Origin of the sequence: Streptomyces sp. NPDC093065 (assembly GCF_044754585.1) — a bacterium.
Classification (GTDB): domain Bacteria; phylum Actinomycetota; class Actinomycetes; order Streptomycetales; family Streptomycetaceae; genus Streptomyces.
This window is the reverse complement of record NZ_JBIVPJ010000022.1, coordinates 16,857-29,877: the sequence shown is the minus strand read 5'-3', so window position 1 is coordinate 29,877 and position 13,021 is coordinate 16,857. Positions and strand designations below refer to the sequence as shown.

The 13,021-nt window shown below is 73.0% G+C and carries 11 protein-coding genes and 1 tRNA gene; 6 read left to right on the top strand and 6 right to left on the bottom strand.

From position 1 onward, the window contains the following. Positions 1-251 precede the first annotated feature (251 nt). The 5 genes from ispD to ACIQFU_RS30535 all read left to right on the top strand — a co-directional run bounded on the left by ispD (position 252) and on the right by ACIQFU_RS30535 (position 6,262). A complete protein-coding gene (gene ispD / locus ACIQFU_RS30555) occupies positions 252-1,028 on the top strand; it encodes a 2-C-methyl-D-erythritol 4-phosphate cytidylyltransferase (RefSeq protein WP_402555779.1) in 777 nt (258 codons plus the stop codon). Beyond that, positions 1,018-1,521 carry a 2-C-methyl-D-erythritol 2,4-cyclodiphosphate synthase gene (gene ispF, locus ACIQFU_RS30550; RefSeq protein ID WP_402555777.1) on the top strand — a complete coding sequence of 168 codons (504 nt, stop codon included), beginning with the start codon at positions 1,018-1,020 and terminating at the stop codon, positions 1,519-1,521. The genes ispD and ispF overlap by 11 nt, the downstream gene beginning before the upstream one ends. A gap of 416 nt (positions 1,522-1,937) precedes the next feature. Next, the gene (gene cysS / locus ACIQFU_RS30545; protein ID WP_402555775.1) at positions 1,938-3,338 is read left to right on the top strand and encodes a cysteine--tRNA ligase; all 1,401 of its coding nucleotides are present in this window, start codon (positions 1,938-1,940) and stop codon (positions 3,336-3,338) included. A 134-nt stretch (positions 3,339-3,472) separates the two neighbouring features. Further along, positions 3,473-4,414, top strand: coding sequence for a 23S rRNA (guanosine(2251)-2'-O)-methyltransferase RlmB (gene rlmB, locus ACIQFU_RS30540; RefSeq protein ID WP_402555774.1), 942 nt, complete (start codon positions 3,473-3,475; stop codon positions 4,412-4,414). Positions 4,415-4,531: 117 nt separating this feature from the next. Then, positions 4,532-6,262 carry a DoxX family membrane protein gene (locus tag ACIQFU_RS30535; protein WP_402555772.1) on the top strand — a complete coding sequence of 577 codons (1,731 nt, stop codon included), beginning with the start codon at positions 4,532-4,534 and terminating at the stop codon, positions 6,260-6,262. Between the two features lie 88 nt (positions 6,263-6,350). Here the strand turns inward: ACIQFU_RS30535 and ACIQFU_RS30530 are convergent, their stop codons facing one another. From ACIQFU_RS30530 to msiK, 3 genes are all read right to left on the bottom strand, one after another. Beyond that, positions 6,351-7,088, bottom strand: a complete 738-nt coding sequence (locus ACIQFU_RS30530; protein WP_402555770.1) for an NDP-sugar synthase — start codon at positions 7,086-7,088, stop codon at positions 6,351-6,353. A 43-nt stretch (positions 7,089-7,131) separates the two neighbouring features. Continuing rightward, complete coding sequence (locus ACIQFU_RS30525; protein WP_402555946.1) at positions 7,132-7,587, bottom strand: hypothetical protein; 456 nt, start codon at positions 7,585-7,587, stop codon at positions 7,132-7,134. Positions 7,588-7,839: 252 nt separating this feature from the next. After that, the gene (msiK, locus tag ACIQFU_RS30520; RefSeq protein WP_402555769.1) at positions 7,840-8,976 is read right to left on the bottom strand and encodes a diacetylchitobiose ABC transporter ATP-binding protein MsiK; all 1,137 of its coding nucleotides are present in this window, start codon (positions 8,974-8,976) and stop codon (positions 7,840-7,842) included. A 219-nt stretch (positions 8,977-9,195) separates the two neighbouring features. On the opposite strand from msiK, the gene ACIQFU_RS30515 reads away from it, so the two are divergent. Continuing rightward, positions 9,196-9,269 (top strand) — tRNA-Thr (locus tag ACIQFU_RS30515). 64 nt (positions 9,270-9,333) lie between these two features. Here the strand turns inward: ACIQFU_RS30515 and ACIQFU_RS30510 are convergent. From ACIQFU_RS30510 to ACIQFU_RS30500, 3 genes are all read right to left on the bottom strand, one after another. Continuing rightward, positions 9,334-10,956, bottom strand: coding sequence for an alpha/beta hydrolase (locus ACIQFU_RS30510; protein ID WP_402555767.1), 1,623 nt, complete (start codon positions 10,954-10,956; stop codon positions 9,334-9,336). 135 nt (positions 10,957-11,091) lie between these two features. Then, positions 11,092-12,495: an NADase-type glycan-binding domain-containing protein gene (locus ACIQFU_RS30505; RefSeq protein WP_402555765.1), complete on the bottom strand. Its 1,404-nt coding sequence runs from the start codon at positions 12,493-12,495 to the stop codon at positions 11,092-11,094. Beyond that, entirely contained in the window at positions 12,492-13,001 is a 510-nt protein-coding gene (locus tag ACIQFU_RS30500; RefSeq protein ID WP_402555944.1) for a phage tail protein, read from the bottom strand. The genes ACIQFU_RS30505 and ACIQFU_RS30500 overlap by 4 nt, the downstream gene beginning before the upstream one ends. Positions 13,002-13,021 lie beyond the last annotated feature (20 nt).

Below are 13,021 nucleotides of genomic sequence, written 5' to 3'. Positions count from 1 at the left end.
GGTGCCCGATGACATCCTTGCTGTCGCCGGGCGCTGCGGCATGTTCGTACCCGGACACGGTTTCCGGCATCCGGACGTCCGGATGGCCATGATCCTCGTACGCTCGTCCCGGGAGGTTTCCCCGGGTCCTGGCGTGCCGGGCCCGGGCTGCTGGCTCGACCAGGGTCACGGAAGGGTCCGGTCAAGGCGTCGCGCCCGGCACGGTGAGGCCATACCCAACTAGGTCGAGCACACAAACCTGACAGGAACCGATGTCTGACGAATCGCGTCCCTCGCCCACCCGGCAGGCCCCCCACACCCGTGCCAACACACCGACCGCCGTCGTGATTCCGGCCGCGGGCCGGGGTGTACGGCTCGGCCCGGGCGCCCCCAAGGCCCTGCGCGCGCTGGGCGGCACGCCCATGCTGATCCACGCGGTCCGGGCGATGGCCGCCTCCCGCATGGTCTCGCTCGTCGTGGTCGTCGCACCGCCCGACGGCGCGGGCGAGGTCAAGAGCCTCCTGGACGCGCACACGCTGCCCGACCGGACGGACTTCCTCGTGGTGCCCGGCGGCGACACGCGGCAGGAGTCCGTACGGCTCGGCCTGGACGTGTTGCCGTCCGAGTACGGGATCGTCCTGGTGCACGACGCGGCCCGGCCGCTGGTGCCGGTGGACACGGTGGACGCCGTGATCGACGCCGTACGGGAGGGTGCGCCCGCCGTGGTGCCGGCGGTGCCGCTCGCCGACACCGTCAAGCAGGTGGAGCCCGCCGCGGTGCCGGGCGATCCGGAGCCGGTGGTGGCCACGCCGGAGCGGGCGCGGCTGCGGGCGGTGCAGACGCCGCAGGGTTTCGACCGCGCGACGCTGGTGCGGGCCCACGGGGCGGTGACCGACGACGTCACCGACGACGCGAGCATGGTGGAGCAGCTGGGGCTCGCGGTGGTGGTGGTGCCGGGGCACGAGGAGGCGTTCAAGGTGACGCGTCCACTCGATCTGGTGCTCGCGGAGGCGGTACTGGCGCGCAGGAGGCTGAACGATGGGTTCTGAGGCGGGTGAGCGGCTGCTGCTGCCGCAGGTCGGGATCGGTACGGACATCCATGCCTTCGAGGACGGGCGTGAGCTGTGGTGCGCCGGGCTGAAGTGGGAGGGCGAGGGGGCCGGGCTCGCCGGGCACTCCGACGCGGACGTCGTCGCGCACGCGGCGTGCAACGCGTTGTTCTCGGCGGCGGGGCTCGGGGATCTCGGGCAGCACTTCGGGACCGGGCGGCCGGAGTGGTCCGGGGCGTCGGGGGTGGCGCTGCTGACGGAGGCGGCGCGGATCGTGCGGGAGGCGGGGTTCCGGGTCGGGAACGTCGCGGTGCAGGTGGTCGGGGGTCGGCCGAAGATCGGTAAGCGGCGGGGGGAGGCGGAGGGGGTGCTTTCCGCGGCGGTGGGGGCGCCGGTGTCCGTGTCGGGGGCGACGACGGACGGGCTGGGGTTTCCCGGGCGGGGGGAGGGGTTGATGGCGGTGGCCACGGCGTTGGTTGTGCGGGTGGCTTGAGCGGTTGGCTTGAGCGCGGGGGGTGGCGCCCCGCGTTGCCCTGCCGTGGGGGGCTCCGCCCCGCGCCCCGCCAGGGGCTCCGCCCCTGGACCCCGGCCTATGCCCACCCACCACCCGACTCGGTGGGGCAAGAAGCGGGCCGGACGCCCCGGCGTGTCGGCTCGGGGGGCGAGACGCGGGCCGGACCCGCCGGTGTGTCGGCTCGGGGGGACAAGACGCGGGCCGGACGCCCCGGTGTGTCGGCTCGGGGGGACGAGGGGCGGGCCGGGCGGGCCGGTGGGTTGGCTCGGGGGAGCAAGAAGCGGGGCGGGCGGGTCGGTGGGTTGGCTCGGGGGCGGGGCTTTGGTGGGGATCGGTCTGGCAACAACGGTGTATGTGTGCCCTTGGCACTGCCCGGCGCCTACTACCCTGGACTCGTGACTATTCGGCTGTACGACACCAGCGCCCGGCAGATCCGTGACTTCGCCCCCCTCACGCCGGGCTGCGTCTCGATCTACCTGTGTGGTGCCACCGTGCAGGCCGCCCCGCACATCGGGCACGTCCGGTCCGGGCTGAACTTCGACATCATGCGCCGCTGGTTCGCGTACCGCGGCTACGACGTCACGTTCATCCGGAACGTCACCGACATCGACGACAAGATCATCCGGAAGGCGGCCGAGCAGAACCGCCCCTGGTGGTCCATCGGGTACGAGAACGAGCGGGCGTTCAACGACGCCTACGCCGCCCTCGGCTGCCTGCCGCCGACGTACGAGCCCCGCGCCACCGGGCACATCACCGAGATGGTCGAGATGATGCGCGGGCTCATCGAGCGCGGACACGCCTACGAGGCCGACGGCAACGTCTACTTCGACGTACGGTCCCTGCCCGGCTACCTGTCCCTGTCCAACCAGGACCTCGACGAGCTGCGCCAGCCCTCCGAGGACGGCGAGACCGGCAAGCGGGACCCGCGGGACTTCGCCATGTGGAAGGCGGCCAAGCCCGGGGAGCCGAGCTGGGAGACGCCGTGGGGGCGGGGGCGGCCCGGCTGGCACCTGGAGTGCTCCGCCATGGCGCACAAGTACCTGGGCGAGGAGTTCGACGTCCACGGGGGCGGGATCGACCTGATCTTCCCGCACCACGAGAACGAGATCGCCCAGGCCAAGGGCTTCGGCGACGCCTTCGCCCGCTACTGGGTGCACAACGCCTGGGTCACCATGAGCGGCGAGAAGATGTCGAAGTCGCTCGGCAACAGCGTGCTGGTCAGCGAGATGGTCAAGAAGTGGCGGCCGGTCGTGCTGCGGTACTACCTCGGCACCCCGCACTACCGCTCCACCATCGAGTACAGCGAGGAGTCCCTGCGCGAGGCCGAGTCGGCGTACGCGCGGATCGAGGGCTTCGTGCAGCGCGTCACCGAGCTGGCCGGCCGGACCGTCGAGCCCGCCGCCGAGGTGCCGCCCGCCTTCGCCGAGGCGATGGACGACGACCTGGGCGTCCCGCAGGCGCTCGCGATCGTGCACACCACCGTCCGGCAGGGCAACAGCGCGCTGGCCGCCGACGACAAGGACGCCGCCGTGGCGCGGCTCGCCGAGGTGCGGGCCATGCTCGGCGTGCTCGGCCTCGACCCGCTGGACGCCCAGTGGGCCGGGGAACAGGAGCAGGGCGAGGACCTGCGGCACGTCGTCGACAGCCTCGTACGGCTCGTGCTCGACCAGCGCGAGGGTGCGCGGTCGCGGAAGGACTGGGCCACGGCCGACGCCATCCGCGACCGGCTCGGGCAGTCCGGACTGGTCATCGAGGACAGCCCCCAGGGGCCCCGCTGGAGCCTCGGCTCGCGCTGACCCGAGTCCCGCACTCGTAGATCGATTGTGCCGCCCGGCCCTCCGGGCGGCACACTGCACAAGACGCACGCACCACGCACACCCCCGCAGAGACCCGTAGAGACGCGAAGTCGAAGAGAGCGAGACAGGTACTCATGGCCGCGAACAACCGCCGCATGTCCGGCAAGAAGGGCGCGCAGGTCGGCAGTGGCGGCAAGCGACGCCGGGGCCTGGAAGGCAAGGGGCCGACGCCCCCTGCCGAGATGCGCAAGGGACACGCCAAGCAGCGCGCCGCCAACGCCAAGGCGCGCCGCGCCACGGGACGCCCGCAGCAGCGGCGCGGCGGCGGCCGGTCCACGTCCGAGCTGGTCGTCGGCCGCAACCCGGTCTACGAGGCGCTGCGCGAGGGCGTACCCGCCTCCACGCTCTACGTCCAGCAGTTCATCGACAACGACGAGCGGGTGCGCGAGGCGCTGCAGCTCGCCGCGGACCGCGGCGGGATCAACCTGATGGAGGCGCCGCGTCCCGAGCTGGACCGGATGACCAACGGGCTGAACCACCAGGGGCTGGTGCTCCAGGTGCCGCCGTACGAGTACGCGCACCCCGAGGACCTGGTCGCCGCCGCCCACGACGAGGGCACGGACCCGCTGATCGTCGCCCTCGACGGCGTGACCGACCCGCGCAACCTCGGCGCCGTCGTCCGCTCCGTCTCCGCCTTCGGCGGCCACGGCGTCGTCGTGCCCGAGCGGCGCGCGGCCGGCATGACGGCGGGCGCGTGGAAGACGTCCGCCGGCACGGCCGCCCGTACGCCGGTGGCCCGCGCCACCAACCTCACCCGGGCCCTGGAGTCGTACCAGAAGGCCGGCGTCACGGTCGTCGGCCTCGCCGCCGACGGCGAGGCCGAACTCGGCGACCTGGAGGCCCTGGACGGCCCCGTGGTCATCGTCGTCGGCAGCGAGGGCAAGGGCCTGTCGCGACTCGTCGGCGAGACCTGCGACTTCCGGGTCCGGATCCCGATGCCGGGTGGCGCCGAGTCGCTGAACGCCGGTGTGGCGGCGGGAATCGTGTTGTACGAGGCGGCGCGTCGGCGCTCCTGAACAAGTGTTCGCCGTATAGCCCAAACGGGGCGTTCGAGGCTGTCCGGACATGCTTGACGCGGTCCGGACAGATCGGGGCGGTCAAGGCAGTGTCCTAACGACACATCACTCGGTTAGATGAGTGTGGACACCAGAACACCCCGCACACCCACGGGGGACCGCTCGTCGGGATACGACGACGCTCCCGCGCTGAGCATGGTGAAGGTGCCGAGCGATCCGGCCCAGGTCATCGTCAACCACGCGAGTTTCCGCGTGCAGTTCGGTGGCTCCGCGCGGCGGACCCAGTCCCCGCGGATCGCGCGGCACCTGAGCGCCACCCAGAACACCGCCCGCATGCCCGCCGCCCCGGCCGCGGGCCGCCGCCGTGCCGTCGTGTGGAGCGGGCGGTCCGACCCGGACGACACCGGCGCGCACCGGCTGCTCCAGGCCGTGCGGGCGGGAGCCGGCCACCACGCCGACGACCCGGTCGCCGACGCCGGGGCCACTCAGGTCATCCCCCGCGTCGACCTCGACGGCGGCCCCCTGAACTACGACGGCGGCCCCGCCACCGAGCCGCTCGAGTCCCCCCTCGTCGGCGCCCAGCGCGGCCCCGTCCCCGAGGGCACCCGGCTGCTGCCCGCGATGCGCACCGTCGGCAGCGCCTACGACGAGCCCGCCTACGACGAAGCCGCCTACGGCCCCCAGGACTTCGGGACCGGAACCGACGGCCACCGCGACGCCGGCTACGGACCCGACGGCTACGGCTCCGACGGCTACGACGACACCGAGCGCGGCGAGCCCCGCAGCCGGCGCCGCACCGACGACCCGGCACGGCACGCCTACTTCCCCGGCCGCCGCATGAACCTCGGCGTCGTCCTGCTGCCCCTGCGGGTCTTCCTCGGCTTCATCTCCATCTACGCCGGCATGGGCAAGCTCTGCGACCCCGTCTACTTCGACGGCGGCGAACGCGGCTCCATGGTCAAGTGGCTCAACACCCTGCACCCCTGGGACGTCGCCGAGCCGCTGCGCCAGTCCGCCCTGGACCACCCCGTGGGCGCCGGGCTGGTCATCGCCTTCCTCCAGGTGCTGGTGGGCGTCCTGACCGTCCTCGGCTGCTGGCAGCGCGTGGCCGCCGTCATCGGCGCCGGCCTGTCCGCCGCGCTCCTCGTCACCGTCAGCTGGAAGAGCGTCCCGGTCTACGACGCGCCCGACATCATCTACCTCGCCGCCTGGTCCCCGCTGATCATCGCCGGGGCACCCGTCTACTCCGTGGACGGCAGGCTCGCGAGCAGCGCCTGGCGCCGGCTCGGCCCCCGCTCCGACATCTGGGACCTGCGCCGCTACGTACTGCGCCGCGGCGCCCTCATCACCTTCCTCGTCGCCGGTGTCACCCTCCTCGTCGGCTCCGTCCTCGGCGGTGCCGTGCGGGACTCCGACCGTGTGGTCGTCCCCGGGCCCGGCGAGGCCCCGCGCAACGAACTGCCCGGCTCGCCGCTCCCGCAGGAGCCCGGCACGCGGGGGCCGAAGACCTCGTCCCCGGAGGCCTCCGCCTCCCCCACCCAGGGCGCCACCGGCGGCGCGTCCACCCCTTCATCCCAGGACTCCGCGACCACCCCGGGAGCGACCCGCGACAGCGGCGGCACCGCCACCGGCGGTGGCGCACCGAGCCAGACCCAGGGCACCACGGGCCAGGCCCCGCCCCGGCAGTCCTCCCCGGCCGGCAGGGCGCCGAGCACCACGGCGGGACCGACCGCGGGCGGCACCTCGACCGGCGGCTCCACCGGCTCCACCGGGAGCGGCGACGACGGCGGCGACTCGTCGTCCACCGGAGAGCCGGGCGGCCGACTGGTGGGCGGCCTCCTGGGCTAGCGGCAGCGGCACGCCGCGCAGTACGGCAGCAGGGCCCCGCACGTCCGGTGCGGGGCCCTGCTGCCGTACTGCGTCCTTGCGGGGGCCCTCAGCGGCCCCCCGGCGCCGCCAGTTCCCTGGCCGCCTCCGTCAGGTCCTTCGCGGTGTCGATCGCGCGCCAGTAGGAGCCCTGCGGGATCGGGAAGCCGGCCAGGCGGCGTTCGCGGGCCAGCCGGGGGAAGGTGGTGCGCTCGTGGTCGCCGCGCTCCGGGAGCATCGCGGCGAACTCGGGCGAGAAGACGTAGACACCCGCGTTGATCTCGAACGTCGACGGCGGTGCCTCGATGAAGTCGGTGATGTGGCCGAAGCCGTCCGTCTGCACGGCGCCCCACGGCAGCCGCGGGCGGGCCAGGGCGAGGGTCGCGGCGGCGTCCCGCTCGGCGTGGAAGTCGGCCATGTCGCGCAGCGAGAAACGGGTCCAGATGTCGCCGTTGGTGGCGTACCAGGGCCGGTCGGGGTGCGGGAGGTGGGCGGCGGCGTACTTGAGGCCGCCGCCGCGGCCGAGCGGCTCGGTCTCCACGACGGTCGTCACGGAGAGCGGCAGGTCGGCGCTCTTCAGCCACTTCTGCAGCACCTCGGCCAGATGACCGCAGGAGACCACGACGTCGGTGACGCCCTCCTTGGCGAGCCAGGCGAGCTGATGGCCGATGATCGGAGTCCCGGTGCCCGGGATCTCGACCATCGGCTTGGGCCGGTCGTCGGTGTAGGGGCGCAGCCGGGAACCCTGCCCGCCGGCCAGGACGACGGCTTGAACGGGGCGGCGGGACGCGGCGTTCGGATCGGTCATGCCCGAACTGTACGCGGCGCCCCGGACCTCCCCCGAAGGGCGCTCAGCCGTGCGCGGCCAGGACGCCCGAGGCGAAGGCGGTGTCGCAGACGGGGCGGGCGTACGACTGGGCGCGCGTCGGGCCGTACGCCTTCACGGCGGCGCGGCCCAGCGCGCGGGCGATGGTGGCGCAGTGGTCGGCCAGCGACGGCCGCTCGTTCACCGCCTGCTGGAGGTGGGTGAGCGCGACGCCCGGGTCCTCCTCCTGCAGTTCGGTCAGCAGCCGGTCCCGCAGCACCTCGTGCGGGGCGCGGGCGGCGCGAGCCGAGGAGGCCTTGGCGGACGAGGCCTCCGACGCGGCGAGCACCGAGTCCGAGGGATCCCCGGACCAGTCGACGCGGGTGACCGCGAGAGTCCCGGAGAGCACCAGGACGACGGGCAGGACGAAGGCGAGAGAGCGGCCGATCCGGCGGGCGGGGCCCCGGCCGCGTCGCGTCTGTCGGGTGGTGGAGTGCTTCACGGAGTGCTTCACGCGAGTGAGGGTAGCGCCCGGTAATGATTTGGCGACATTTAGTCACCCCATCGGGGGATGAAGAGCGGGCGCGAACGGGGTAGGGGGTTGACGAACACGGGTCGAAACGTCCCTTGCGCCGGGGTATTTGTCGACAACGGAAAGAGCCCCGCAGCAGGCCGCGGGGCTCTTTCCGTCAACGCGGGCGAAATCACCCGGTCGCGTGGTTTCTCAGCGGGAGGTTTCCCCGCGTCCGCGCACTCAGTCGGTGAGGCGCTCGCCCGTGGACGACGAGAACACGTGGGTCTCGCCCGGACGCGGCACGACGTGGACGGTCGCGCCCTTCTCCGGCACCGCGCGGCTGCTGACGCGGACCACGAGGTCCTTCGTCTCGTCGCCGACCTCGACCGTGCCGTAGATGTAGCCGTCGGCGCCGGTCTCCTCCACGACGTTCACCGAGACCGCGAGACCGGCCGGGGCGTCCGCCGAGTCCTTCGACAGGGTCTTGGCCGCGCCGCCGTTCAGCTCCACCACGTCGAAGTGCTCCGGACGCACACCGACGGTGACCGTGCGGTCGCCCTTGTCGGCGGCGGCCTTCAGAGCGTCGCGGTTGACCGGGACGACGCTGTTGCCGAACTTCACGCCGCCGTCGGTGATCGGGACCTCGACCAGGTTCATGGCCGGGGAGCCGATGAAGCCGGCGACGAACAGGTTCGCGGGCTTGTCGTACATGTTCCGCGGGGTGTCGACCTGCTGGAGCAGACCGTCCTTGAGCACCGCCACGCGGTCGCCCATCGTCATGGCCTCGACCTGGTCGTGGGTGACGTAGACGGTGGTGATGCCCAGACGGCGCTGGAGCGAGGCGATCTGCGTACGGGTGGAGACGCGGAGCTTGGCGTCCAGGTTGGACAGCGGCTCGTCCATGAGGAACACCTGCGGCTCACGCACGATCGCGCGGCCCATCGCCACACGCTGGCGCTGACCGCCGGAGAGCGCCTTCGGCTTGCGGTCCAGGTACTCGGTGAGGTCGAGGATCTTCGCGGCCTCCTCGACCTTCTGCCGGATCTCCGCCTTGTTGACGCCGGCGATCTTGAGCGCGAAGCCCATGTTGTCGGCGACCGACATGTGCGGGTACAGCGCGTAGTTCTGGAACACCATGGCGATGTCCCGGTCCTTCGGCGGCAGGTGCGTCACGTCGCGGTCACCGATGCGGATGGCGCCGCCGTTGACGTCCTCGAGCCCCGCGAGCATCCGGAGCGAGGTGGACTTGCCACAACCGGACGGGCCGACCAGGACGAGGAACTCGCCGTCCGCGATGTCGATGTCGAGACCGTCGACGGCGGGCTTGGTGGAACCCGGGTACACACGGGTCGCCTTGTCGAACGTAACTGTGGCCATGGTGAAAGGGCCCCCTTCTACCGGCAGGAACGTGCCGGACGATCCGTTGTAGGAAGGTGGTGGTGTAGTCCACACGGGTGAAGCTGAGCAGGACGGTACCCGGCGTTCACCTGATCTGTCAGTAGCCGGGAGTCTGTGAATTTCGCCGAAATTTTCGAATCACATCGTTCACCGGCTCTGTGTACAGTGGACCAGCCTGCGCGCGCCCGCCGCGCGCGCGCCTCCTTAGCTCAGCTGGTCAGAGCGCCGCTCTTGTAAAGCGAAGGTCGTCGGTTCGAATCCGACAGGGGGCTCCGTACGGGTACGACGACGCCCCCGCGATCCCGGATCGCGGGGGCGTTCGACGTGGGTGCCCGGTTACTTGCCCTCCGGGAGTGGGTCCGCCTTGCAGATCGTGCCGGGGTTCGGGAGCTTGCCGTTGAGCAGGTACGCGTTGACGTTGTTCTGGACGCAGGTGTTGCCGCTGTCGTAGGCGCCGTGGCCCTCGCCCTCGTAGGTCAGCTCGACGCCCACCTTCTCGCCGAGGCGTTCCGCCATGCGGGCGGCGCCTTCGTAGGGGGTGGCGGGGTCGCCGGTGTTGCCGACGAGGAGGACGGGGGGTGCGCCGGGGGCGCTGACCTCGGGGTGCCGGGCGGCTCCGGGGACCGGCCAGCCGTCGCAGGTGAGGGCGCTCCAGGCGAGGCCGGGGCCGAAGAGCGGGGAGACTTCGAGGAAGTCGGGGAGGCGGGAGGTCACGTCGGCGACGGTGTAGCGGCTGCTGGAGTCGTCGCAGGTGATGGCTCTGAAGGCGTCGTCCTCGTTGCTCTGGTTGTCGTCGTCGGCGTCCGGGTCGCCGCCCCTGCCTCGCTGGCCGAGGGCTTCGGCGAGGTCGTGCAGGACGTCGCCGTCGTCGTCGGCGGCCGCTTCCAGGCCGACGCGGAGGGCGGGCCAGTAGTCCTGGCGGTAGAGGGCACCGCTGATGGCGTCGATGAGGGCGTCGCCGTCGAGTTCGCCGCCGTCGGAAGTGGGGAGCGGGGTGTCGTCGAGGCCGACGGTGAGGTCCACGATGTCCTCGGCGTCGTCGCCGAGCGTGCAGCCCTGCCGGGCGCACCAGGCGGCGAAGTGCTCGAAGGCGAGCTGGAAGCCGCCGGCCTGGGCGAGGGCTTCCTCCATGGTGTCGTGGGTGGGGTCGACGACGCCGTCGAGTACGGCGCGGCCGACGCGGCCGGGGAACAAGTGGGCGTAGACGCCGCCGAGTTCGGTGCCGTAGGAGATGCCGAAGTAGTGGAGTTTGTCGTCGCCGAGGACCTGTCGCGTCAGCTCCATGTCCTGGGCGGCCAGGGTGGTGCCGACGTAGGGGAGGACGTCGCCGGAGTTCTTCTCGCAGGCGGCCGCCGTCTCGCGGTTGAACTCGACGAGGGCGTTGGTCTCGTCGTCGCCGTCGTCGGGGGTCTGGTCGATCTCGTCCTCGTCGGGGAGGCCGGTGTCGAGGCAGCGGACGCCGCTGCTGTCGCCGACGCCGCGCGGGTCGAAGCTGACGAGGTCGTAGCGGGTGCGGAGCTTCTCGTAGTCGGGGGCGAGGCCGGGGAGGGTGGCGACGCCGGAGCCGCCGGGGCCGCCGAAGTTGAAGAGCAGGGAGCCGATCCGCTCGTCCGGGGCGCCGCTGGTGCGGGCCCGGATCAGTGCGAGGTCCATGGACTCGCCGGAGGGGTTCTTCCAGTCCAACGGCGTGCGCAGGGCGGCGCACTGCCACCGGGTGCCGTCGGGGAGTGCCGCGGGTGCCTCGCCGCCGCCCTGGAGGGGTGAGGGGGCGGGGCAGGGTTTCCAGTCGAGGGACTGCTTGCGGAGGCTGGTCAGGGCCTGTGCGTCGGTGGTGGTGCCGCCGGTGCCGCGTTGCCGGTCGCGCTCCTGGTCCGTGGGCGCGCAGGCCGTCAGGGACGAGGCGAGCAGGGTGGCCGTGGACAGCAGGACGGCGGTGGATATCGCTCGTGCTGTGGGCATGGCCTCAGCCTCTGGCGGCCCGGCGGGGGACGCATGGCGTGGCGTCCGTTCGGGTGGCGGTGTGGCTGCTTTCGGGTGGGCGCGGGGCCCCGCCGGTTTCGGGACGTCGTGCGGTGGCGGGGCCCCGGGCGGGGGTCAGGAGTTGCGGTTGGCGCTGGAGGGGCCGAAGAACTCGATCTCGGCGATGGCGACCTGCTTGTCGGCGGACGCCGCGTGGGCGGACTCGATGGTGAAGCGGACCTTGGTGACCTCGCCGACGCGGAACGGGCGGCGCTGGCCGCCGGCGCCCTGGTCGAGGGTGAGGTCGCGGGTCTTGATCGAGCCGTCCTTCATGGTGATCGTCGCCTTGATGCGGTGCGGCATGGCGGATTCCTGCAGCTTGTCGGCGCGGGAGGAGACGCCGGGGGTGATGATCACGTCCAGCAGGCGGGTCGGTTCGGTGAAGCTGGCCTCGATCCACTCGCCCTTGCCGGACTGCGAGATGCCGGGACCCCACCAGGTGTTGCTGAGCTTGTCGATGAGCAGTTCGGGCTTGTGGCCGGTGTAGGAGTGCGAGGCCTTGATGCCGTCGGGGGAGACGGGGGCGCGCTTGGCGAAGTGGTCGCGGGTGTTCTGGACGCCGTCGGGGATGTAGACGAAGCCGAGGATGCCGATGGTGGCCACGACGGCGACGGTGATCCAGGTGCCGATGCGGTCGAAGACGCGGCGCAGGCGGGGGCGGTCGCCGGCCCACGGGGTCTCCCGGCGCCGTCCGCCGAAGAGCCGCCGCCACCAGGGGGCGCGCACGGCGGCCTGGTCGCCGCTCGCGACCAGGGGCATGGCGCAGCGGGCGCAGTAGTGGCGGTCGGGGCGGTTGGGGGTGGAGCACCAGGGGCAGGGCGGGCCGCCCGCGATGTCCGGCTGGTGGCCGGGGGCGCGGACCTGGGGGCGGTCCGCGTCGGGACGGCCGGGCAGGACGGGGGCGACGGCCGGGGGAGCCGCGGGGGCCGGGGCCTCGGGGTCGGCGACGGGGACGAGGAGGGAGCGCGCCCGGTCGGACATGGTGTCGCTGAGGGCGTTCGGGGCGGGGGCGGCTGCCGAGGGCACCGGGGCGGTGGGGGCCGTGTCGTCGGTGGCGGGTTCGCCGTCTCCGGCGGTGGTGCCCGGCCGGCCGGGCGGGTCGGTGGGGGCCGCCGTACGGTCCGCGTCGTCCGGTGTGTTCTGCGGGCCGTCGGCCGTGCCGTCGGTGTCCGGGGTGCCGGCGGAGCCTGACGTGCGGCGTTGCTGGGGCAGCGTCGGGTTGTCCCCGATGGTCCCCGCGGCCGGTTCGGCGGTGCCGTCCGCGTCGGGGGCCGTGGCCGGGCGGCCGGCGCGGGCGGGGGGCACTCCCGCGCCGCCGAAGGCGTCGGAGGCGGGGCTCTTGTCGGCCGTGGCGGCCGCGGGCTGTGCGGTGCGGGCGGCGCCGGCCTGTTCCCAGCTGAGTACGGCGCCGCACGCGTCGCAGAAGGACTGGCCCGGTTCCGCGCGGGTTCCGCACTCGGCGCAGTTCTGCGTGGTCATCTCTCCGGGGTCCTTTCGGAGGCGGTCACTTCGACCGTGTAGGGCATGTGGGCGGGACGGGCGGCGGCGACGAGGGAGTCCAGCCGGTGGACGTCGACGGGTCTGGGGTCGGGCAGCCGGAGGGCGACGTGCAACTGCGGGCGGGGCCGGCCGGGGAACGGGCCGAGCGGCCGGGCGTTCCACACGGCGCCGCCGCTCTCGGTGATCTCCGGTGCCACGCCGAAGGCGAGCCGGACGGTCTCGGACAGGCCTTGCAGGGTGCCGCGTACGCGGTGCAGCCGGGTGGCGGCGGCGACGGCCGCGCGCAGCATGGGTTCGGCCTCGGTGCCGTCGGTCTCCGCGCCGACCCAGGTGCCGAGCCAGCGTGCGAAGTCCGCCGGGGTGAGGGCGGGGTCGAAGTAGGTGTCCAGGCAGTCCAGGACGTTCAGGATGGGTGCGAGGACGTCGTCGAGTCCGCCGACGAATCGCAGGGCGAGGTCGTCGTCGGCGAAGACGGCCGGCAGCATCGACGCGATGGGCAGCGACG